Here is a 21,831-nt window from a genome sequence, read left to right as displayed (position 1 = left end):
ATAGCGAAATAGCGAGTAGCGAATAGGGAAAGAAACCCGTCGGCGCTCGCGCCTAGCCTGCTCGCTATTCGCTACTCCCTATTCGCTTTCTTGATACATCCCAGCACCACCTCTGCAGCAATCTCGCCCGACGGCCTGTCGGTCGCCATGCGCCTGGCGATTTCGGCGAAGCCTGCCTGCTGCCAGGCGCGCATGCCGGTATCGGCAAACAGGGCTTCCAGCTGACGCGCCAGGTTCTCCGGCCTGACATACTGATCGTAGAACTCCGGCACCAGCGCGCGATCGGCGATCAAATTGGGCAGCAGCGCCGACCAGGTCGTCACCAGATGCCGCAGCAGCTGCCTCGCGATCGGATCGAGCTTGTAGCTGGAGACCATTGGAACACCGCAAAGCGCAAGCTCGAGCGAAACTGTTCCGGAGGCGATCAGAGCCGCGTCGGCCTTGCCGAAAGCCAACCATTTGCGCTCCGGATCGGTGATGATCTCTGGCTTCTCGTCCCAACGCGTGACGGACGCCTTCACCAGGTCGGCGACATGCGGCACCGTCGGCAGCATCAGCCGCAAGCGGTGACCGCGCTGATGCAAGACCGATATCGCCTTGCCGAACGGCTCGATCAGCCGGCGCACCTCGCCGCGGCGCGAGCCGGGCAGCACGAGCAGCGTCTTCACGCGATCCTCCGACAGGTCCCGCGGCAAGCCCTGCGCCTTGGCGGCGCCAAGCACGCCGGGATCCTGGGTCAGCCGGTGGCCGACATAGGTGCCGGGCGGCCCACCAAGTCGGGTGAGCGCCTTCACTTCGAAGGGCAGAATGCAGAGGATGTGATCGACATAGGGCTTCATCGCCGCCGCCCTGCCCGGCCGCCATGCCCACACGCTCGGGCAGACATAATGGACGATCGGGATGGCGGGCGCGGCGGCGCGGACCCTTTTGGCGACCCGCAGCGAAAAATCAGGGCTGTCGATGGTGATCAGGCAATCCGGCCGCTCCGCCGCGATGGTGCCGGCTGTTTGGCTGATCCGGCGCATCAGCCGCGGCAGGTCGCGCAAGACGGCGCTGAAGCCCATCAGCGCGATCTCGCTGCCGTCGAAGAGCGGTGTCAGCCCCAGTTCCTGCAGATGCCGGCCGCCGATGCCGACGAGCCGGATCTTACGGCCGGTGGTCTTCTCGAGCGCACGCACGATGTCGGCGCCAAGCAAGTCGCCCGATTCCTCGCCCGCGACGATGGCGATCTTGAGCGGCCTCTCACTGGCCATCGGTCGGCTCCGTCGCGGTAAATCCGACGATGAACAAGCCAAGCGCATCGGCCCGCGCGAGAGTCACCGGGCCTTCGAGAATGAGCGAGCGGCCGGCTTCGACGGCGATGCCGGCAAGGCCGGCCGCATGTGCGGCCTCGACCGTCTGCGGGCCTATCGAGGGCAAGTCGGCGCGCAGCTCCTGCCCTGGCTTGGCGCATTTGACGAGTACGCCGCGCGTCTTGCCGGCGAGCCTGCCGTGCCCGCGCAATTCGCGCGTCCTCTCGAGCAGGCCCTTAGTGCCTTCGATGCCTTCCAACGCGATAACCCGCCCCCCAATTGCAATCGCCGCCTGGCCGATGTCGAGCTCGCCGATTGCCTTGGCCGCCGCGCTGCCCGCCTCGATATCGCGCCAGTCCGATTGCTTTGGTCCCGCCTTGGTCAGCATGCCCTCGCCGGCAGCGAGATCTGGAACGATCTCATGCGCTCCGACCACCGTGATACCGCGCCTTTCCAGCCCGCGCGTCAGAACCTTCAGAAGCCCGTCGTCGCCGCGGGCCAGCGCCATTGCCACGGAGGGGATTATCGTCAGCAGACTGAGCGTTGGACGTATCTTCGCAAGCCGCGGCCTGCGCTTGATCTCGCCGGCAAGAACCAGGTGGCTAATGCCTTCGCGCTTCAGCAAGGGAAGCAGGAAGCCGATGTCTTCGAGCGCAAGCGTCGCCTGCTCGTAGGCGGCAAAGTCCGCTTCGCGATCCACCTCGCCCTCGGCCAGGATGATGAAAGGCGAATGTCCCTGTCTGACCAGACCTTCCGCCACTTCGACCGGCAGGCTGCCGCCACCGGCGATGATGCCGACCCTGGAGCCCGGCGCGAGTGCAAGCCCTGACCCGGCGGGCTCAGCCCTCGTCATCGCCATCGTCATCGCCGCCACCGCCCTTAAGCGGCGGGACGGCATAATGCCGCTTGCCGCGACTGGTGATGAAGTCGATCATCTTCATGGCCGTCGGTGACGAGGCGAACTCCGCCTTGGCGATCTCGACATTCTCCCCGACCGTGCGGGAGTGGTCGAAAATCGCCCTGTAAGCCCTTCGCAGCATGTAGATTTCGGCGCGCGGCAGGCCGGAGCGCTTCAGGCCGATGACGTTGAGCCCGCGCAGCTTGGCGCGGTTGCCGACCGCGATCGCATAGGGAATGACGTCGCCGACGACCGCCGAGCAGCCGCCGATAAAGGCGTTGTCGCCGACGCGGACAAACTGATGCACGGCGGTCAGGCCGCCGATATAGACATTGTCGCCGATCTCGCAATGCCCGCCGAGCGTCGCCCCATTGGCGAAGGTGGCATTCTTGCCGACGACGCAGTCATGGGCAATGTGGGCATAGGCCAGGAAATTGCCATTGTCGCCGATCGCCGTCTCGCCGCGGCTGGAATCGGTGCCGACATGCATGGTGACGCCTTCGCGGATGGTGCAATTTCCGCCGATGACCAGCGTCGTGCGCCCGCCCTTGTGCTTGGTGTTCTGCGGCGGCGCCCCGAGCGTCGACATTGGATAGACCTTGGTCGAGCCGCCGACGGTGGTCGCGCCCATCACCGAGACATGGCTGACCAGCTCGACGCGATCGCCGATGACGGCATCGGCGCCGACATGGCAGAAGGGTCCGATACGCACACCTTCGCCGAGCTGGGCGCCTTCTTCGACGACCGAGGAAGGGTGGATTGATGTCTGAACTTTCATGAGCATTAGAAACCGTCAGCCGGTGACCATCATAGCCGAAACTTCGGCTTCGGCGGCCTTTGCGCCATCCACCATCGCCTCGCAGGCAAATTTCAGCAGGTTGCCGCGCTTCTTGATCTTCTTGACGTGGATCCTGAGCTGATCGCCGGGGACGACCGGCTTGCGGAACTTCGCGTTGTCGATGGTCATGAAATAAACCAGCGACGGCTTTTCCGCATTGAGGCTGCGAATGCAGATCGCGCCGGCGGTCTGGGCCATGGCCTCGATGATGAGCACGCCCGGCATGACCGGCTGCTGCGGGAAATGGCCCTGGAAATGCGGTTCGTTGATAGTCACGTTCTTGATGCCGACCGCGGAGTCGTCGCCGTCGATTTCGACGATGCGGTCGATCAGCAGAAACGGATAACGGTGCGGCAGGAGCTTCATCAGCCCCATTATGTCGACCGCCTCAAGTGTCGTCGCAACCGTGTCAGCCATTTCCGTCGCCCTGCTTGCGCGTCCTGGCCAGCCTGCGCAGCATCGCGATCTCACGCATGGCTTCCGCCATTGGCTGCGCCGGATAGCCTCCCCAGACCTCGCCCGCCGGCACGTTGCTCATGAATCCACTTCTCGCAGCAAGCTTGGCCCCGGGACCGATGGTCAAATGATCGGCGAGGCCGACGCCGCCACCCATGGTGACGTTGTCGCCGACGACGACGGAACCGGAAATACCCGAAAGCCCGGCTATAATGCAATTGCGGCCGATACGAACATTGTGGGCGATCTGCACCAGATTGTCGATCTTGGTACCTTGTCCGATGATCGTGTCGGACATCGCACCGCGATCGACGGTCGAGTTGGAGCCGATCTCGACGTCGTCCTGGATGATGACGCGGCCGATCTGCGGCACGCGCTCAGGTCCCTTCGCGCCGGCCACGAAGCCGAACCCGTCCTGACCGATCCTTGCACCGCCATGAATGATGACGCGGTTGCCGATCAGCGCATATTGGATGCTGGCACCCGGACCGACATAGCCATCACGACCTATCTTGCAGGAGCGGCCAATGACCGCATGGGGCGCAATGACCGTGCCGCTCCCGATAGAAACGTCGGGACCGATCACGGCGCCCGCCTCCACGATCGCACCCGCCTCGACATGCGCGGACGGATCGATGTGCGCTTGCGGCGAAATGCCGGTTTCGCCGGTCATCGGCCCGGGCGTGGCGGCCTGCGGAAAGAGCAGCCGCCCCACCATGGCGAAGGCCTGCTGCGGGCGCGGATGCGCCAGCACCGCAATCCCCTGGGGCGCCCTGTTGGCGAAGTCGGCGGGACAGAGAACGGCAGCCGCCTTGAGCGAATGCATCAAGGCGAAATTGCGCTTGCCGTCGACAAAGACGAGCGCACCGTCGCCACCCTCATTGGCGGGCGCCAGCGCGTCGATGGCGATGTCGGCCTGCGAGGAATCAATAAGATTGGCGCCGGTCAGATTCGCGACCTCGCCAGCCGTATACCGGCGTGAAGGCGCGAAGAACACCGGATCGGTCATTCCACAAACATTATCCAGCTAGGTCGGATCAGTCGATTCCGGGTCATCACACGACCCGGAAACATCGTAACCCGCGGATTAGAAACGGGTCGCTATGCCGAAGTTGAATTCCTGCACGTCGTCGCCCGGCTGCTTCTCGACCGGAATCGCATAATCGATGCGGATCGGACCGAACGGCGAAGCCCACATTAGGCCGACACCGACCGAAGCGCGCAGATGCATGTCAGCCGACCCCGGCTTGATCAAAGCAGGATCGAGCTTGCTGCCGTAAAGCGTTGCCGCATCGGCAAACACAGCGCCACGCAAGCCGAAGCTTTCCGGAATAACCGGCATCGGGAATTGGGCTTCCGCCGAGGCATTGAAATAGGTCGTGCCGCCGAGATGGTCTCCACTGGTGTCGCTGGCAATCGGGCCAATGCCGCCATAGGCGAAACCGCGGATCATGCGGTCATTGCTCTGGAAGTGGTCGAAGATGCGCAGATCGCCATTGCCATAGCCCGCGATATAGCCAGCGCCACCCGACACCAGGCCGACTAGGTCCAACTGCTCGGACAAGGTCTGGTAGACGCTTGCTCGCCCGGTCAACTTCACCCACTTGGCGTCACCGCCGAGACCGGCGACTTCCGTTGTGCCTGTGATGTAAAGACCCTCGTGCGGATTCTTCATGTCGTCGATGGTATTGTAGACCAGGCCGAGGCTGACAGACGACTTGGTCCATGGGCTTTCGGCGACGCCGTCCCGGATGGCCTGGGAGATCGTGCACTTGGACGGATCGTAGACGCCGCTGGTCAAGCAGCCATCGGCGATCGAATACTTCTCCTGCGAGATATTATACGCCAGCTGCGTCGAAATGCTGTCGGTGATCGGCAGGCCGAAGCGAATGGTCGCGCCGGTGACGTCCGTATCGTAATGGTTGTACTCACGGGTCGACTTGTAGATATCGAAGCCCGCGGCGATGCGCCGGCCGAGGAAATACGGCTCGGTGAAGGAGATCGCGTAGTCGCGCGAGTTCTTGCCGCCGCCGGCCGACAGCTTGATGTACTGGCCGCGGCCGAGGAAGTTGCGCTCGGTGATCGAGCCTTCGACGGACGGGCCCGGCGTGTCGCCGCCGGTCGAATAGCCGGCGCCGACCGAGAACTCACCGGTCGACTTCTCGACCACGTCAACCACTAGGACGACCTGGTCCGGAGCGGACCCAGGGACCGTCGAGATGTCGACTTTTTCAAAATAATCCAGGGCTTCCAGCCGCTTCTTCGCGCGCTGGATAAGAACCTGGTTGAAGGCGTCGCCTTCGCTGACGTCGAATTCGCGCCGGATGACATAGTCACGCGTGCGGTCGTTGCCGCGGATTTCGATGCGCTCGATATAGGCCTTGGTGCCCTGGTCGATTGTGTAGACGACCGAGATCGTGTGATTCTCGAAATTGCGGTCGCCGCGCGGCGTTACCTGGGCAAACGCATAGCCTGAGCCGGCGACCTTTTCGGTGAGCGCAACGATCGTGTCCTCGACGTCCTTGGCGTTATACACATCGCCCTTGTGCGTCTCGACCACCGATTCCAGCGACTTTGAGTCGACCTCGGGAATCGTGCTCTCGACACTGATGTCGCCGAAGTTGTAGCGCTCGCCTTCCTGCACGGTGATGGTGACCGTGTATTTGTTGGTGGCTTCGTCCAACTCACCAACGGCCGAAACGACCTGGAAATCGGCGTAACCGTGATTGTAGTAGAAGCGGCGCAGCAACTCCTGATCGGCGCGCAGTTTGTCCTCGTCATAGACGTCGTCGCGCAGCACGAACGAAAGCCAGGACGAACGCTTGGTGTTGATGACGTCCGACAGGCGTCGGCTGGAAAAAGCGCTGTTGCCGACGAAATTGACCGCCGCGATCTGCGTGCGCGCGCCTTCGTTAATGTTGAAGACCACGTTCACGCGATTGTCGCCGAGGTCCATGATCTGAGTGGTCACGGCGGCGTCGTCGCGGCCGATACGCCGATAGGCAGCCTTGACCGCCTCGACGTCGGCGTCGAGCGCCTGCTGCGAGAAGGTCGCGCGCGGCTTCAGCTGGACAGCGGCCTGGAGCGCGTTGTCCTTGAGCTTCTTGTTGCCCTGGAACAGGACCTGGTTGACGACCTTGTATTCGGAAACCTTGACGACCAGGGTCGAGCCGACCTGATTGATCTGGACGTCCGAGAACAGCCCGGTGCCGAACAGCGCCTTCACGGCGCTATCGATATCGGCACTTGAAAACGCCTTGCCGGGCTTGATCGCGATGTAATTGCGGATGGTTTCGGCATCGACACGCTGGTTGCCGCTGACCTCGACCCTGCTGACCACTGCTGCTTCGGCTACCGATGTGGCAACGAACTGCACTGCGAGCGCGCCTGGCAAAACCAGGGCGGCGGACAAAGCCGCCGCGGACGCGGCGCTCAGAAACTTGGATGCTGCCTTCATCGGGCTTTTGTACCTTTTTCTCGTAGTCCCCACGGCGAGAAAACCGGACGTGCGGTATTTTCCCTTACCGTATTAACCGGATTTCCCCTACACGCAAGGCTCCCGGTTAATTTGTATTTACTTAACCCTGTTGCGTGGCTTTCGTGTCACGCATATCCCCACGCATGGTAAACGGCGTCTCAATATGGATGGGGCCGAAGCCAAATTCCTTCATGATTTCAGCACCCAAACAGATCATTCCAAAAAACGAAGCCCATAAATCCGAGCACCAGAAGGAGACCGGTCCGGTAGGCCATCTCCATCATCCGCTCCGACACGGGCCGCCTTATGACGGCCTCCACGCCGTAGAACAAGAGGTGGCCGCCGTCGAGAGGGGGAATCGGTAGCAGATTGAGAATCCCTATCCCGACTGACAGGAATGCAACAAGCTGCACCAGCCACTCGAAGCCGAGTTTGGCCGCCTGACCCGACATTTTCGCGATCTTGATCGGGCCGCCGAGTTGACATTTGTCCTCGCGCCCGACGACGAAACGTTGCAGAAATTGCCCCGTGCGCTCGATCACATGCCCGGTTTCCTCGACAGCTGCCGCCAGCGCGCCCGCGGGCGTGTAGGAGACCAGTCGCGGCTGCCCGAGCTCCGCATTGTTGGCCACGCCGATGATCGCGACCTTGACCTTGTTGCCCAGCGCATCCTGCTGCTCCATCGGTTCCGGTGTCGCGGTGACGGTGATTTCCTTGCCGTCGCGCAACATGGTGAAGGTGATGGCATCGCCGGCGCGGCCCGAAACCAGGCGTTGAACGTCGGCGAAGGTCTCCACCTTGTTGCCGTCGACTCTGACGAATCGATCGCCGGGCTGAATGCCCGCCCGCGCCGCCGGGCTCCCGGCGCTGACTTCGGCCACCATCGGCTCCATCACCGGGCGGCCATAGAGCGAAAACAGCACCGCGAACACGGCGATCGTCAGCAGGAAATTGAACAGCGGCCCGGCGACGACGGTCGCCGCGCGTTTCCAGATCGGCTGGGTGTGGAAGGCGACCTCGCGCTCGGCCTCGCTCAGCGATTCGAGGTCTTCGGTGCTCGGCTGGCTCGATGTCGCGTTCATGTCGCCGACGAATTTCACGTAGCCGCCAAGCGGAATGGCGCAAAGCTTCCAGCGGGTGCCGTGGCGGTCGTTGAAACCGAAGAGCTCCGGGCCGAAGCCGATGGCAAAAGCCTTGACGCCGATGCCGCACCAGCGGCCGATGAGGTAGTGGCCCATCTCATGCACGAACACCACGACGGTGAGCACGAACAGGAACGGCACAAGGGTGCCGAGGACAAAGCCTTGCGTGCTGAAGAGCGCGTGAAGAATCTCGTTCAAGTCATGCCCTCAAAATTCGCCCAGCGCGACAGTCCGCCGCGACTGTGGCATCAATCCGGGCGAATCCGTGGCACGCGTCGTTTTGCCCATTGGCGACGCCAGTCAGTTCGGAAACAGCCCCATTGCCGGATGGTCGGCGCCCGCCGCAATCCAACCGATGACGTACAGGGCGAACGCAGCCGCGACAAGCCCGTCCACCCTGTCCATGACGCCGCCATGGCCGGGGATGAGATTGCTTGAATCCTTGCAGCCGTGCCGGCGCTTGACCCAGGATTCGAACAGATCGCCGATCTGCGAGACGATCGAGAGCGCCAAGGCGACGAGGCCAAGCATAGTGAGATTGCCGGCCCCGGCGGCGATTGCCAGCACCAATCCGGCAGCGATGCCGCCGACAGCGCCGCCAAGCGCGCCGCTCTGCGTCTTGCCGGGCGAGATCGATGGCGCAAGCTTCGGGCCGCCGACCCTGCGGCCGACGAAATAGGCCGCTATGTCGGTCGCCCAGACGACCGCGAACAGGAAGAGGATGGCGATCAATCCTGAGTGGCTGTCCCCGCGCAGATAGGCGAGCGACAAGCCGGACAGCGACGCGTATGCCAGCCCCGAGGCCTCCCACTGCGCTGCTCCCCGCAGTCGCGCGGCAACAGCGACGATAACAGTGATGGCTGCGACCAGAAGCAGCAGCCACAGTGCCGGCAGGCCGGCGACCAGCGCGCCGATGAAGACCAGAATCAGCACTTCCGGCAGAAAGCCGAGCGTCGCACCGTTCTCAGCGCGCGACATGCGCGTCCATTCGTAGAAGATCAACGCCGCGATCGCCGCACAGAACAGGCGGAACGGCAGCCCGCCGAGCCAGGTGAGCGCAAGTGTGGCGGCTGCCATCACGATGGCCGAGATGACACGCTGCTGGAGATTGCTCATCGATGCCGCGCTACAAGGCGACGTCGCGGGCGGCGAGCCCGCCGAAACGGCGTTCGCGGCCGGCAAAGTCGCGCAGGGCGTCGGCCAAGTGCTCCCGGCTGAAGTCCGGCCAGTAGCAAGGCAGGAAGACGAGCTCGCTGTAGGCGGCCTGCCACAAGAGGAAGTTCGACAGCCTGAGCTCGCCGCTGGTGCGGATCACGAGGTCCGGATCGGGAATGCCCTCGGTGTCGAGCGCGCCGGCAAAGCTCTCCATCGTGATGGCGTCGGTTGTCATTTCGCCGCGAGCCACGGCATCGGCGAGCTTGCGCGCGGTGCGCACGATCTCGTCGCGCCCGCCATAGTTGAAGGCGATGACCAGGGTCAGCGCCTCATTGCCCGCGGTCAGCGATTCGGCCTCCTGCAGCAGGCCTCTGATGTCCGGCTGCAGCCCTTCCCTGTCGCCGATCACCCTCACCCGCACGCCGTTTTGGTGCAGCTCGGCGAGATCCCGGCGGATGAAGAGCTTCAGGAGGCCCATCAGGTCGCTGACCTCGGACTTCGGCCGCGACCAGTTTTCAGAGGAGAAGGCGTAGACCGTCAGATAGGAGATGCCGAGCTCTGGCGCGGCGCGCACCGTCTTGCGCAAGGCTTCGACGCCGGCGCGGTGGCCGGCGAGCCTCGGCATGCCGCGCGCCTTGGCCCAGCGTCCGTTTCCGTCCATGATGATCGCGACATGCGCGGGGGTTGTCATGGTCTCGCTTTCGAGCCGGTGAGAAACCGACCCTAAACCTGCATGATTTCAGCTTCCTTATCGGAAAGCAGGTGATCGATGGTGCTGATCATCTCATCGGTCAGCTTCTGAACCTGGTCGGAGCGCTTGCGATGATCGTCTTCGCTGATCGTGCCGTCCTTTTCCGCCTTTTTGAGGAAATCCATGCCGTCGCGACGGACATGGCGAACCGCGACGCGGGCGTTCTCCGCATAGCCGTGCGAGATCTTGACCAGTTCCTTGCGGCGCTGCTCGTTGAGTTCGGGCAAAGGAATCCTCAGATTGGTGCCGTCGACGATCGGATTGAAGCCAAGATTGGCCTCGCGGATAGCGCGGTCGACGGCGCTCACCATCGATTTGTCCCAAACCGATACCGAAATCATCCGCGGCTCCGGAACCGTGACGTTGGCCACCTGATTGATGGGCATCGTCGTGCCATAGGCATGGACCTGCACGGCGTCGAGCAGGTTGCTAGAAGCGCGGCCGGTGCGCAGCGAAGCGAGATCGTGCTTGAAGGCCGCGATCGCCCCGTCCATGCGCCGCTTGAGGTCGTCGTACTCGCCACTCATGATCATCTCCTCGACCCGTTCGCCGGTTCAATGCTTGTCTTCTAATCTCGACCGGACCGGCGATCATTCAGCCGTCTTCGGCCCCGGTCAATTGTCCGCGACGATCGTGCAACGGCCGCCGCCTCTTAGAATTTCGCCGAAACCACCTTTTTCGTGGATCGAATAGACGATTATCGGAATGTTGTTTTCACGCGCAAGTGCAATCGCGGCCGTATCCATGATCGTAAGCCCGCGTTTGATGACTTCGGCATGACTTATGCGGTCGAAGCGCACCGCATCCGGATCCTTCTTCGGGTCGGCCGAATAGACGCCGTCGACCTGCGTGCCCTTGAACAGCGCGTCGGCGCCGATCTCGGCGGCGCGCAGCGCTGCGGCCGAATCGGTGGTGAAGAACGGATTGCCGGTGCCGCCGGCAAAGATCACCACCTTGCCTTGATTCATATAGGCGGTCGCCTGGCGCTGTGAAAAACTTTCGCAGAGTTCCGGCATGGCAATGGCCGAAAGCACCACGGCGTCGACGCCGATTTTGTTCAGCGAGGTGCGCAGCGCCAGCGAGTTGATGACGGTGGCGAGCATGCCCATGTGATCGCCGGTGACGCGGTCGCCGCCCTTGGAGGCGACGGCCACGCCGCGGAAGATGTTGCCGCCGCCGATCACGACTCCGACTTCGACGCCAAGCGCCCGCGCCTCGGCAATGTCGGCTGCGATACGGTCGACGACCGAGACGTCGATGCCGAAATGCTGTTCCCCCATCAAGGCTTCGCCCGAAGCTTTCAGCAAGACACGTCGATAGAGGGGCTTCACCGTCATCTGGTTCCTCGAAAAATCTCGGCGCGGGCAAATCTGGAGGCGAAGGCGCCCCGCTTCGCCTGGCGGCGCTGGCACGATGGTTCGACCCGATACACGAAGGGCGCGGCGATGTCACGCCGCGCCCTCGCTCAAAATTCCAGGCTTTTCCGATCAGTTGCTGCTGATGCTGACCGCCTCGCCTTCGATCAGGACCGGCAGCGAATAGCCGGACGGCTTGTCGCCGGTCACGACACCGCCGGCCACCCTGACCTGAATCTCGGGTCCAAAAAAGGAATGCGGGAACGGCGCGGGCGCAAGGCTCACCGAATCGAGCCGCTTGCGAAGTTCGGCAGGGATTGAAAAGTCGAGCGCCCGCAGATTGTCCTGCAACTGGGCAAGTTTCGTCGCGCCGAGGATGACGGTGGCCACACCCGGCTGCGCCGCAACCCAGTTCAGCGCCACCTGCGCCATGCTTCGGTCGAGTTCGGAAGCCACCTTCTCGAGTTCCGTAACGATCGCCCAATTGCGTTCGCTGAATTTCTGGAAACCCGGATGCGTGGTGTTGCGGAACCCGTCGAGCCGGCCGGCATTGCCGGCTTGCGCCGGGCGGTATTTGCCGCTTAGCAGGCCGCTGGCCAGCGGGCTCCACGCCATGATGCCGGCGCCGTGACGCGAGGCGAAAGGCGCGAATTCATGTTCGATCGAGCGCTCGACGAGCGAATATTCGAGCTGCAGGGCCGAGACCGGCTCATAGCCGCGCAGTTCGGCGATCGCCTGCGCCCGCCCGGCATACCAGGCCGGCACGTCAGAAAGACCGATATGGCGTACTTTGCCGGCACGCACCAAATCGTCCAGCGTGCGCAACACCTCCTCGGCCGGCGTGAGCCTGTCCCAGACATGCATGAGGTAAAGATCGATATAGTCGGTTCCGAGCCGCTTCAGCGAAGCGTCCACCGCGCGCATGATGTTCTTTCGGCCATTGCCGCCGGCATTCGGATTGCCGGGTTCCTTGTTCATCGTGAATTTGGTGGCGATCACCGCCTTGTCGCGCAAGCCGCGCTCGGCGACGAATTCGCCGAGCCAGGTCTCTGCCGTCCCGCCGGTGTAGAGGTCGGCCGTGTCGAAGAAATTGCCGCCAGCCTCGACATAGGCGTCGAACATGGCGCGGGAGGTTTCCCTGTCAGCACCCCAGCCCCATTCGGTGCCGAAGGTCATGGTGCCCAGCGCCAGCCGGCTGACGCGCAGGCCGCTATTGCCGAGCGTGTAATAGTTCATGCTCATGACGTGTTCCGATCGTGTTTGGTATGGGCTTATTGGCCAGGCGTCGCTTTCACCCAGGGATTGCCGCGCTCATGCGTCATGCGGAACGTGAAGCCGTCCACCTTCCAGCCTTGACCCGATCGGCTCAGGCGATGCTCATAGGTGCCCCAGACCTCCCAGAGCGGATCGCCATTGCCTTCCATCCTGTTCCAGGCATAGCCGTTGGAACGGACGGTCGCCGTATCGGCCTCTATTTCGACCTGGTGGTTGGTCCGCAGGTGCAGGCTCGTCTTGCTGCCTTTGAGATTGGCAGCCCAGGCGCCGATCAGATCGTCGGAGGCGACCCTGGCCGCGGGCTGTCCGGAAAGGCTGCTGAAGTCCGCGGTAACCCGGTCGGCGAAGAAGCTGCGGGCGAGTTTCCAATCCTGCGCATCGACGGCGCGGTCAATGGCATCCGCGATGCGGATGACGGCGCGCTCGTCGGCGAGCGTTTGCCAGCCCATTGGTTCGGCTCCGCCGGCATCGACGGGCGCCAGTGCCAGTCCTGCCGCGAAGGTCACATGTCTCAAAGCATTCATGTTTTTTCTCCTTGCGCATCGGCCCCACCGCCCGTGTGTTGGCGCCAATGTGGACCAGCTTGGCGGCATCGATAAGATTGCATTGTTCGCAAGGACTATGCGATATTATTCATGAATGGATCGAGATCTGCTGACGCATCTGCCGGTGATCGTCGCCGTGGCTCGGCGCGGCGGCTTCGCGCTTGCCGCGGCCGAGCTCGGCATGAGTCCGTCGGCGGTCAGTCATGCGGTGCGGCTGGTGGAAGAGCGCATCGGCCAGCCGCTGTTTGCGCGCACCACGCGCAGCGTTTCGCTGACCGAAGCCGGCAAGGCGCTGGTGGAGACCGCGGCCCCTGCCCTGCAGGACATCTCCGAGCGCATCGACCGCATCCGCGGCGTCAAGGGCAGGCCCTCCGGCCTGCTCAGGATCAATGCGTCCAATATCGCGATCCCCCTGGCGGTCACGCCGGTGATCGCGGCCATGGCCGAACGCTATCCGGAGGTGACGGTCGAGGTCTTCGCCGACCAGGCCCTGGTCGATATCGTCGGCGAGGGTTTCGATGCCGGCATCAGGCTGGGCGAGATGATCGCACAGGATATGATCACCGTGCGGCTTACGCCTCCCGTCAAGGCAGTGGCTGTCGCCTCGCCCGGCTATATCGGAAAGCACGGCCGGCCGCGCGACGTAGCCGACCTGGCGAGGCACAATTGCATCGGCTACCGGCTTGTCCGCTCCGGCGGGCTCTATCGTTGGGATCTGAACGAGAACGGCAAGGATGTCGTGGTCGAGACGCGCGGCACGGCCATCGTCACAGATTCGCTTGCGGCGATCGATCTTGCGCTTGCTGGCGTCGGGCTCGCCTACGTATTCGAGCCGCTGGTGCGCGCCGATCTCGCCGCGGGTCGTCTGGTTCAGATCCTGCCGAAGACGGCGATCGAGGAGCCGGGCCTGTTCCTCTATTTCCCGCGCAGGGCATCGATGGCGCCGAAGCTCAGAGCCTTTATCGATACCGCTCAAGAGATCGGCCGGGCATCCATGCGGACACCCGGCCGAGTTGCCTGAGCTCTGTAGCCTTACTTTTGCTTCGGGCTATTTCTTGACCGCGGCCGCGACTTCCGCCGCGAAATCGGTCGCTTCCTTCTCGATGCCCTCGCCCAGCGCATAACGCAGATAGGCGGTGATCTTCGCCGGAGCGCCGATCTCCTTCTCGGCATCCTTCAGCGCCTTCTCGACGGTGATGTCGGGATTGAGCACGAAGGCCTGCTTCAGGAGCACGACCTCTTCATAGAACTTACGCAGCCGGCCCTCGACCATCTTCTCGATGATCGCTTCCGGCTTGCCGGACTGGCGGGCCTGGTCGGAGAAGATCGCCTTCTCGCGCTCGATCAGGGCCGGGTCGACTTCCTCGGCAGTCAGCGCAACCGGGTTGGTCGCGGCGACATGCATGGCGACCTGGCGGCCGAAGGCGTTCGCCGCATGCTCATTGCCGGTGGTCTCGACCGCGACCAGCACGCCGAGCTTGCCGAGGCCATCCGCGACGGCATTGTGGACATAGGTCGCCACCGCGCCATGCGGGACAGTGAGCTTGGCCGAGCGGCGGAAGCCCATGTTCTCGCCGATGGTGCCGACCGCGTCCTTGATGGTGTCGGTGACTGACTTGTCGGAGCCCGGATACTTGGCCGCGGCAACTGCTTCGGTCGTGCCATAGGCGAGCGCCACCTTGGCGACGTTGGCGACGATTTCCTGGAAGGCGGAGTTGCGCGCGACGAAGTCGGTCTCGGAGTTCACCTCGACGACCGCGGCTTCGCGAACACCGGAATCGACGCCGATCAGGCCTTCCGCCGCGGTGCGGCCGGCCTTCTTGTCGGCCTTGGAGATGCCCTTCTTGCGCAGCCAGTCGACGGCCGCTTCCATGTCGCCGTTGGTTTCGTTCAACGCCGCCTTGCAGTCCATCATGCCCGCGCCGGTCAAGTCGCGGAGTTCTTTGACCTGTGCAGCCGAAATGCTCATTGTCGCCTCTTTGTTTCAAAAGCGCCGACGCACCATCGAATCCCGATGATGCGCCCGGCAAAAGCGCTTTAACGCGCCAACTTATTGGAAAGATGAAGGCCGAAGCCGGCCTTCGTTTTTCAAGCTTCCGGAGCTTCAGTGGCCGGAGTGTCGAGCGCCGGTTCGACCGGAGCCTCGGCCGACGCGCCGATGTCCATGCCGAGCGCGCCCTGCTGCCGGGCGATGCCGTCGATCGCAGCCTTGGCGATCAGGTCGCAATAAAGCTGGATCGCGCGGGCCGCGTCGTCATTGCCGGGGATCGGGAAGTCGATTTTGTCCGGGTCGCAGTTGGAATCGATGATGGCGACGACCGGGATGCCGAGGCGCTTGGCCTCGAGGATGGCGATCGCCTCCTTGTTGGTGTCGATGACGAACATCAGGTCCGGCGTCGAACCCATGTCCTTGATGCCGCCCAGCGCCTTGTTGAGCTTCTCGCGCTCACGGTCGAGGTTGAGGCGCTCCTTCTTGGTGAGGCCCTGGGCCTCGCCGGCCAGCGTCTCGTCGAGCTTGCGCAGGCGTTGGATCGAATTCGAGATCGTCTTCCAGTTGGTCAGCATGCCGCCCAGCCAACGCGAGTTGACATAATACTGGGCCGAACGCTGGGCGGCGTCGGCGACGATGTCCGAAGCCTGGCGCTTGGTGCCGACGAACAGCACACGGCCGCCCTTGGCGACGGTGTCGGAAACCTGCTTCAGGGCCTGGTGCAGCAGCGGCACCGTCTGCGACAGGTCGATGATGTGGATGTTGTTGCGGGCGCCATAGATGTAGGGCGCCATCTTCGGGTTCCAGCGGTGGGTCTGGTGTCCGAAGTGAACACCAGCTTCCAGAAGCTGGCGCATGCTGAAATCAGGCAGAGCCATTCTTTAGTTCCTTTCCGGTTGGCCTCCACGGACACAGGCATTTCGGACTTATGTCCTGATGCCACCGGAGGTTTCAGCCGGATTTCTCCCGGGCAGACACCAAAGTCCGTGTGTGGAATGAGCGCGCATATAGAGGGGAAGTCTCGTAAACGCAAGCGAGCTACCGGAAAACGCCCTCACCTGCGGCGATCCGCGCACTTATGCATGTCGCCCAGAAGTGTTCGGCGGTTCTGGGACAACGACATGCATCAAAACTCCGTCAGCGTCGGGTCTTGCCGTTCGGCACTCTGACGCGGCGGAAGACGGCGACAATCTCCTCGCGACTGCATTCGACCGCGCCAAGCCGCACGGCGCGGTCGCGCTCAAAGCCGGTGATATCGTAATGCGGCGCCGAAGTCTTCGGCGGCCCCTGATAGGACGAGCGCTTGAGGCCGAGCTCGGCGGCAAAGCGGTGGAGCTCGTCGGTGTCGTCGGCGAGCAGATGGCACCAGCGATGGCCGGCCCATTTCCAGATCGCCGCATCGACATAGACAGCCATCGAGCTTGCCGCACTCCAACCGACATCGGCGGCCCGCTCACAATCACCCCGGGCCGACGCGAAGTCAGCGATGATAGAAGGGATTCGGATAGGAAATGAAGCCGCCGGCGGCTTCAAGTTCGGTCACGATCCTCGACACCGCTTCCTGCATCCTTGAGCGCAGCACGGCGAGCGCCTCTTCGACCGAACCATCATATGCATGAAGCGCCAACGGCTCGGGCACGCGGATGTGAGCGCAGCGCGGCCCGGCGGGCTGCGGAATGAAGCGGTTGATCGAATCGCGCAAAGCGCCTTTGCAATAGTCGTTGCGGATGCGCTTCAGATGCTCGGCGATCTCCTCCTGGGTTATCGTCTGATTGGCGAAGGCCCAGGAGCCGACGCGCTGGACGCGCTGGATAGTTTCCGCCAGTTTTCGCACGCGTTTTTGCTCATCCGCATCAGCCTTGCCCTCGCGCAGCCAGCGGCGTGAACGCCGCAGCAACTCGGCCAAATCGAGGTCGGGTTCGGCCGCAACGGCATCGGCGAGCCGCAGGCCAAGCTCGGCCAGCACCCTTTGCTGGCGGCTGGCAAAGGAAGCGCCCGCCTCTGCGATCAGGCCGCAGGCCTGCTCGTCGAGGGACAGCAGGCCTGAATAGATGCTGTAGACGCGCTCCGGCAGGGAGCCGGCTGCAACACTTTCCATTTTCAGCTTTTTCTCGACATAGGCGCATTCCCTGGCGAGCGGCCGCTCGACATTGCCGATGAAGGCGAGCTTCCAGACAACAGGAGCCACCCAGACCTTGAAATCCTTGTTGGTTTCGCGCCCGCGCTTCAGCGCCGCCAGCCCCATCTCCACCGCGCCGGGAAGCAGCGGCGCGACATGGTTGCCGTGCCAGCCGACGCTGCCTTCCGGATGAAGCAGCACGCCATGGCCTTTCAGCGCCCAATCGACCGAATGCGCCTTGGCGGCTTCGCTGTTGCCGGGAATCTGCGCGATCAGATTGTTGGCCAGCCAGAATTTCTGCATCAGCCGACCGAGCCCGTTCACCACCCCATGTGTTGCCCATGAGGCGGCAAGCGGGCTGACGCGCGAGACGATCTCCTTGTCGATCATCCAGTCGGTGAAGAATTCCGGATGGTTGGGCGTGATGAACGTCGCTTGGCCTTCGCCGCAGCAGGCGTGCAGCTTCTGCTGGTCGGCGACGGGAAAGTCGATGTGACGGATATTGGCGACGCCGCGCAGGCCGGCGAGCCGATTGAACGGCAACAGGTCGCGGAAGCCGGGAACCCCTCGCAACATGACGATGCGGTTGACGATCGTCATCACCTTGATCAGCGCCGGATTGGGTCGCGGCGCCACGAACACGTCGATCCTGCCCAAGCTTTTCCCCCGAAATGCCTACGGGATGCTGGAACGGGATTGCGGCGTCTTCAAGTCAGGCTCGGCGACGGATCGCCGTAGCGGTTAACCCGCCGCTATTTCGAGGCCGGACAGGGCTTGGCCTGATCGAACAGCGACAGGTTCACCAATTTGCCGGTCATCGAGAAGTCGCCATAATCCATGACGAGGTCGCGCGTGATGCCGTTCTCATGCAGTTTGAAGCTGATCCGGTACTCCGGCACCTCTTCGCCGCTCTTGTCGGTGTCGTCGAAATAGGCGATGTCGACCGGCCAGTATTTGTCGGTGGCAAGCTCGGCGAGCGCCGGCGCTTCCGGGTCCGCCTTGTCGGCGTCGGCTCTTTTGCCGACGACGACGGTGGTCGTCATCACCTTATTGGCATCCTCGGAGCCGTCGAACAGATTGGTCTGATAGAAGTTCTCTCCCTTCTCGGCCTTGCCGATCAGCTCCACGAGGTGCTGGGTGGGGAACTGCGTGGCGGCGAGCTCGAGCGTGTTCTTCTCGGGCTTGTCGATGTTGACTTTGAGGCCTTTCGGCTCCCTGGTCGCCATACCCTTGACTTCCTTGTCGAGGTTCTGGTCGACGAAGGATTTCGTCACGAAGGAGAAGGTCTTGCCTTCTGCGTCCTCAAACGTCGTCGTCTGCTGGTCGGTCAGCCTGGTGTTCTCGCTGGTGACGATCTGCGTGACGAAACGGAACTTCACCGTATAGCCCTCGCAGGGAGAGCCGTTGAACTCATAGACCATGCGGCCGGAGATGCCCGTGATGCCGGAGCGGTCGGACGCCTTGTTGAGGGTGAGATCATAGACGGCGCGGTGCGCCTGCAGCGCGGGCACGGCAAGGGCCGGAGCCATCGGGATGGCCGCCGACAGGAGAGCGGCGGAAAGGAAAAGGCGCGTCAAGCGCATGCAGTGCTCCGATCGTCGCGGCCGATGGCAGGCCGCAGGGAAAGATGGTCCAGCTTAAAAAAAGTCGTGGCGGAAGCGAGGCAAAAATAGCAATTTCGGCCCCGCCAACGCGGCGCCTTCCAGCAATAGGGAAAACCAATGAGCGAAACAATCGAAAAGCGGCTAAGCGATCTCGGCGTCGCCATTCCGGCCGCAGCAGCGCCGGCCGCCAACTACGTGCCCTACTGCCGGACCGGCAACACGCTCTTCACCGCCGGGCAGCTGCCGCTGAAGGACGGCAAGCTGCAGGCAAGCGGGCTGCTTGGCCGCGACATCGATACCGCCGCCGGCAAGGAGGGCGCAAAATTCTGCGCCATCAACATCCTGGCGCAGGCCAAGGCAGCACTTGGCGATCTCGAAAAAATCCGCCGGCTGGTCAAGATCACGGTCTTCGTCGCCTCGGCGCCGGACTTCGTCGAGCAGCATCTGGTCGCCAACGGCGCCTCCGACTTCCTCGTCGCGGTCCTCGGCGAACGTGGCAAGCACGCTCGCTCCGCCGTCGGCACTGCGTCGCTCCCGCTCAATGCCGCGGTCGAGATCGAAGCGATCTTCGAAGTCGAGTGAAACGAGCCTGACATGACCGACCTTTCCTGGTTGATTGCCCGCCCCGTCGCGCATCGCGGCTTCCATGACATGAACAAGACACGCTGGGAGAACACGCTGTCGGCCTTCGCCGCGGCAGCCGACCGCGGTTACGCGATCGAATGCGACGTGCATGTCTCGTCCGACGGCGTTCCCGTCATCATCCACGACTGCGACCTGAAACGCCTGACAGGCGAGAATGGCTTCGTCTGGCAACGCACCGCGGCCGAGCTCACCGCGCTCAAGGTGGGCTGCACGAAAGATCATGTGCCGACGTTGCAGGAGGCGCTCGACCTGATCGACGGACGCGTGCCGCTGGTGGTCGAGCTGAAAGGTGTTCCCGGCCACGACAGCGGATTGGTCGCGAGCGTCGGCAGGCTGCTCAAGCGCTACACTGGCAAGGTGGCGATCATGTCGTTTGACCATTGGCTGATCCGCGACTTCGCCAAGGAGGCGCCGGGCATTCCCGGCGGGCTGACCGCCTACGGCAAGGACGACCAGCTGATCGAGGCGCATTTTGCCATGCTGGCGCACAACCTGGCCTTCACCTCTTACGCCGCCGGCGATCTGCCGAACCCGTTCGTCAGCTTCGTGCGCGAAAAGCTCAAGATGCCGGTCATCACCTGGACCGTGCACGACCAGCCGGCGGTCGACCTCACCTTCAAATATGCCGACCAGATGACCTTCGAGGGCTTTGAGCCGGACCTGGTTAAGGTCGCCTAGAGCTGGATGATTTCAGGTCGAACGACCTGGATCAGATCCGCCGAAATCAATCTGAGAGAGAGCATGATGCCGTCCGAAAACCGCTTCGCACTTTCGGCATCATGCTGTGAGGCAGTGCCTGAAACGTGACTTGTAGCTGCCCTGAGGACGCTTAAATAAGCCGGATGGATCAGGGTGACGACGACGATGGACCGACAGCGAATGCGGACTATTCGGTCCGCGTCGCGGCGACCATCGGCGCATTCACCTGCGATGAATGGAACGGCTTCGCCGCAACCACGCGCGGCGACAAAGCAAACGGCTACAACCCCCTCGTTTCATTCGGTTTTCTGAGCGCGCTTGAGGATTCTGGCTGTGCCGTGCGGCGCACCGGCTGGCAGGGTCATCACCTCAGGCTCGAGACGGCGCAAGGCAAGCTGCTGGGCGCCGTGCCTTGCTATCTCAAATCGCACAGTCAGGGCGAATATGTCTTCGACCACGGCTGGTCGGACGCGTTCGAGCGCGCAGGTGGGCGCTATTATCCGAAGCTGCAATGCTCGGTGCCGTTCACGCCCGTCACCGGCCCTCGCCTGCTCGTAAGCAGGGGCGAGGACGAAGGCGCGGTGAGGGCCGGCCTCGCCGCCGGCCTGAAATTGGTGACCGACAAGCTCGGCGTGTCTTCCGCGCATGTCACCTTCGCCGCCGAGCCCGACGTTGCGACGCTCGAAGCAGCGGGTTTCCTGCACCGGACCGACCAACAGTTCCATTTCTTCAACGAAGGCTTTTCGAGCTATGATGACTTCCTCGCCACGCTCGCTTCACGCAAGCGTAAGGCGATGAAAAAGGAGCGTCGCGAGGCGCTGGCCGACGGCATCAGCATCGATTGGCTGACCGGCAGGGACATCACCGAACGCGTCTGGGACGATTTCTTCGCTTTCTACATGGATACCGGCGGCAGGAAATGGGGCCGCCCTTATCTCAACCGCCAGTTCTTCTCGCTGATCGGCGAGCGCATGGCCGAGGATATTCTCCTGGTCATGGCCAAGCGCAGCGGCCGCTACATTGCGGGCGCCATCAACTTCATCGGGTCCGACGCGCTTTACGGCCGCAACTGGGGCTGCATCGAGGATCACCCCTTCCTGCATTTCGAGGTCTGCTACCATCAGGCGATCGACTTCGCGATCGAGCGCAAGTTGAAGGTGGTGGAGGCCGGCGCGCAAGGCGAGCACAAGTTGGCGCGCGGCTACCAGCCGGTGACCATGCATTCGGCGCACTACATCGCCCATCCCGGCCTGCGCAACGCGGTCGCCGACTACCTTCGCCGCGAGAGGCGCGAGGTGGAGCGGATGGGGGAGTATCTCGAAGAGCACACCCCGTTCCGCAAGGATCTCAAGGAATAGCTCGGGCCTTGCCATCCACAGTCATTGCGGCTTTCGGGCCGCGATCGGAACGAGGAACGAAAAGCAGGCAACCAGGAAGAAAATGCCGCCGCCAAGCGCCAGCAGATCGCCTGCGCGCCACGCGGCGGCGATGAAGAACAGCGCCGACACAATGAACAACAACAGCCATCCGGCGACGATCCACTTCACAGTCGCTCCATCCTGACATTGACGTATCAGACGACAACACCT

22 protein-coding genes and 1 pseudogene are annotated in these 21,831 nt (G+C 63.0%); 4 read left to right on the top strand and 19 right to left on the bottom strand.

Features of this window, described 5'->3' with window-relative positions:
* Nucleotides 1-71: 71 nt before the first annotated feature.
* From lpxB to A9K66_RS03950, 13 genes and pseudogenes are all read right to left on the bottom strand, one after another.
* The gene (lpxB, locus tag A9K66_RS04010) at nucleotides 72-1,253 is read right to left on the bottom strand and encodes a lipid-A-disaccharide synthase (RefSeq protein ID WP_067319903.1); all 1,182 of its coding nucleotides are present in this window, start codon (nucleotides 1,251-1,253) and stop codon (nucleotides 72-74) included.
* A complete protein-coding gene (gene lpxI, locus A9K66_RS04005) occupies nucleotides 1,243-2,145 on the bottom strand; it encodes a UDP-2,3-diacylglucosamine diphosphatase LpxI (RefSeq protein ID WP_067320158.1) in 903 nt (300 codons plus the stop codon). The genes lpxB and lpxI overlap by 11 nt, the downstream gene beginning before the upstream one ends.
* The gene (gene lpxA / locus A9K66_RS04000) at nucleotides 2,132-2,968 is read right to left on the bottom strand and encodes an acyl-ACP--UDP-N-acetylglucosamine O-acyltransferase (protein ID WP_067320155.1); all 837 of its coding nucleotides are present in this window, start codon (nucleotides 2,966-2,968) and stop codon (nucleotides 2,132-2,134) included. Before lpxA ends, lpxI begins: the two co-directional genes overlap by 14 nt.
* A 15-nt stretch (nucleotides 2,969-2,983) precedes the next feature.
* Entirely contained in the window at nucleotides 2,984-3,445 is a 462-nt protein-coding gene (gene fabZ, locus A9K66_RS03995) for a 3-hydroxyacyl-ACP dehydratase FabZ (protein ID WP_066992658.1), read from the bottom strand.
* Complete coding sequence (gene lpxD, locus A9K66_RS03990; protein ID WP_067319901.1) at nucleotides 3,438-4,493, bottom strand: UDP-3-O-(3-hydroxymyristoyl)glucosamine N-acyltransferase; 1,056 nt, start codon at nucleotides 4,491-4,493, stop codon at nucleotides 3,438-3,440. Before lpxD ends, fabZ begins: the two co-directional genes overlap by 8 nt.
* A 78-nt stretch (nucleotides 4,494-4,571) precedes the next feature.
* Nucleotides 4,572-6,941 (bottom strand): outer membrane protein assembly factor BamA, encoded by a 2,370-nt coding sequence (gene bamA, locus A9K66_RS03985; protein ID WP_067319898.1) that lies wholly within the window; start codon nucleotides 6,939-6,941, stop codon nucleotides 4,572-4,574.
* A 218-nt stretch (nucleotides 6,942-7,159) separates the two neighbouring features.
* Complete coding sequence (gene rseP / locus A9K66_RS03980) at nucleotides 7,160-8,302, bottom strand: RIP metalloprotease RseP (RefSeq protein ID WP_066992647.1); 1,143 nt, start codon at nucleotides 8,300-8,302, stop codon at nucleotides 7,160-7,162.
* Between the two features lie 102 nt (nucleotides 8,303-8,404).
* The gene (locus A9K66_RS03975) at nucleotides 8,405-9,220 is read right to left on the bottom strand and encodes a phosphatidate cytidylyltransferase (RefSeq protein WP_067319895.1); all 816 of its coding nucleotides are present in this window, start codon (nucleotides 9,218-9,220) and stop codon (nucleotides 8,405-8,407) included.
* A gap of 10 nt (nucleotides 9,221-9,230) precedes the next feature.
* Nucleotides 9,231-9,962 (bottom strand): annotated as a pseudogene (locus A9K66_RS03970) (isoprenyl transferase); the annotation flags it as partial.
* A 20-nt stretch (nucleotides 9,963-9,982) separates the two neighbouring features.
* The gene (gene frr, locus A9K66_RS03965) at nucleotides 9,983-10,537 is read right to left on the bottom strand and encodes a ribosome recycling factor (RefSeq protein ID WP_082953689.1); all 555 of its coding nucleotides are present in this window, start codon (nucleotides 10,535-10,537) and stop codon (nucleotides 9,983-9,985) included.
* An 87-nt stretch (nucleotides 10,538-10,624) separates the two neighbouring features.
* On the bottom strand, nucleotides 10,625-11,347 hold the full coding sequence (pyrH, locus tag A9K66_RS03960) for a UMP kinase (protein WP_067319888.1): 723 nt from the start codon (nucleotides 11,345-11,347) through the stop codon (nucleotides 10,625-10,627).
* A 150-nt stretch (nucleotides 11,348-11,497) separates the two neighbouring features.
* Complete coding sequence (locus A9K66_RS03955) at nucleotides 11,498-12,607, bottom strand: aldo/keto reductase (RefSeq protein WP_067319885.1); 1,110 nt, start codon at nucleotides 12,605-12,607, stop codon at nucleotides 11,498-11,500.
* A 29-nt stretch (nucleotides 12,608-12,636) separates the two neighbouring features.
* Entirely contained in the window at nucleotides 12,637-13,164 is a 528-nt protein-coding gene (locus A9K66_RS03950) for a nuclear transport factor 2 family protein (protein WP_067319881.1), read from the bottom strand.
* Nucleotides 13,165-13,279: 115 nt separating this feature from the next.
* Between A9K66_RS03950 and A9K66_RS03945 the strand changes: the two genes are divergently transcribed.
* The gene (locus tag A9K66_RS03945) at nucleotides 13,280-14,206 is read left to right on the top strand and encodes a LysR family transcriptional regulator (RefSeq protein WP_067319878.1); all 927 of its coding nucleotides are present in this window, start codon (nucleotides 13,280-13,282) and stop codon (nucleotides 14,204-14,206) included.
* 27 nt (nucleotides 14,207-14,233) lie between these two features.
* On the opposite strand, the gene tsf is transcribed toward A9K66_RS03945, so the two are convergent.
* The 5 genes from tsf to A9K66_RS03920 all read right to left on the bottom strand — a co-directional run bounded on the left by tsf (nucleotide 14,234) and on the right by A9K66_RS03920 (nucleotide 18,877).
* Nucleotides 14,234-15,154, bottom strand: a complete 921-nt coding sequence (gene tsf, locus A9K66_RS03940; RefSeq protein WP_067319875.1) for a translation elongation factor Ts — start codon at nucleotides 15,152-15,154, stop codon at nucleotides 14,234-14,236.
* A 119-nt stretch (nucleotides 15,155-15,273) separates the two neighbouring features.
* Nucleotides 15,274-16,053 carry a 30S ribosomal protein S2 gene (rpsB, locus tag A9K66_RS03935; RefSeq protein ID WP_059188654.1) on the bottom strand — a complete coding sequence of 260 codons (780 nt, stop codon included), beginning with the start codon at nucleotides 16,051-16,053 and terminating at the stop codon, nucleotides 15,274-15,276.
* Between the two features lie 259 nt (nucleotides 16,054-16,312).
* Nucleotides 16,313-16,591 carry a DUF4031 domain-containing protein gene (locus A9K66_RS03930; RefSeq protein ID WP_067319872.1) on the bottom strand — a complete coding sequence of 93 codons (279 nt, stop codon included), beginning with the start codon at nucleotides 16,589-16,591 and terminating at the stop codon, nucleotides 16,313-16,315.
* A gap of 64 nt (nucleotides 16,592-16,655) precedes the next feature.
* On the bottom strand, nucleotides 16,656-17,951 hold the full coding sequence (locus A9K66_RS03925) for a hypothetical protein (protein ID WP_067319869.1): 1,296 nt from the start codon (nucleotides 17,949-17,951) through the stop codon (nucleotides 16,656-16,658).
* Nucleotides 17,952-18,046: 95 nt separating this feature from the next.
* A complete protein-coding gene (locus A9K66_RS03920) occupies nucleotides 18,047-18,877 on the bottom strand; it encodes a cell envelope integrity EipB family protein (protein ID WP_067319865.1) in 831 nt (276 codons plus the stop codon).
* Between the two features lie 138 nt (nucleotides 18,878-19,015).
* Here A9K66_RS03920 and A9K66_RS03915 point away from each other — a divergent pair, with 138 nt between their 5' ends.
* From A9K66_RS03915 to A9K66_RS03905, 3 genes are all read left to right on the top strand, one after another.
* The gene (locus tag A9K66_RS03915) at nucleotides 19,016-19,480 is read left to right on the top strand and encodes a RidA family protein (protein ID WP_066992618.1); all 465 of its coding nucleotides are present in this window, start codon (nucleotides 19,016-19,018) and stop codon (nucleotides 19,478-19,480) included.
* A gap of 12 nt (nucleotides 19,481-19,492) precedes the next feature.
* The gene (locus A9K66_RS03910) at nucleotides 19,493-20,221 is read left to right on the top strand and encodes a glycerophosphodiester phosphodiesterase (protein WP_067319862.1); all 729 of its coding nucleotides are present in this window, start codon (nucleotides 19,493-19,495) and stop codon (nucleotides 20,219-20,221) included.
* 164 nt (nucleotides 20,222-20,385) lie between these two features.
* The gene (locus A9K66_RS03905) at nucleotides 20,386-21,600 is read left to right on the top strand and encodes a GNAT family N-acetyltransferase (protein WP_067319858.1); all 1,215 of its coding nucleotides are present in this window, start codon (nucleotides 20,386-20,388) and stop codon (nucleotides 21,598-21,600) included.
* 21 nt (nucleotides 21,601-21,621) lie between these two features.
* Here A9K66_RS03905 and A9K66_RS30635 read toward each other — a convergent pair whose 3' ends face one another.
* On the bottom strand, nucleotides 21,622-21,789 hold the full coding sequence (locus tag A9K66_RS30635) for a hypothetical protein (protein WP_197507439.1): 168 nt from the start codon (nucleotides 21,787-21,789) through the stop codon (nucleotides 21,622-21,624).
* Between the last annotated feature and the right edge of the window lie 42 nt (nucleotides 21,790-21,831).

The organism is Mesorhizobium sp. AA23 (genome assembly GCF_001672435.1).
GTDB lineage: Bacteria > Pseudomonadota > Alphaproteobacteria > Rhizobiales > Rhizobiaceae > Mesorhizobium.
Note: the sequence above shows the minus strand (reverse complement) of the source record. Positions and strands in the feature narration are given on the sequence as shown.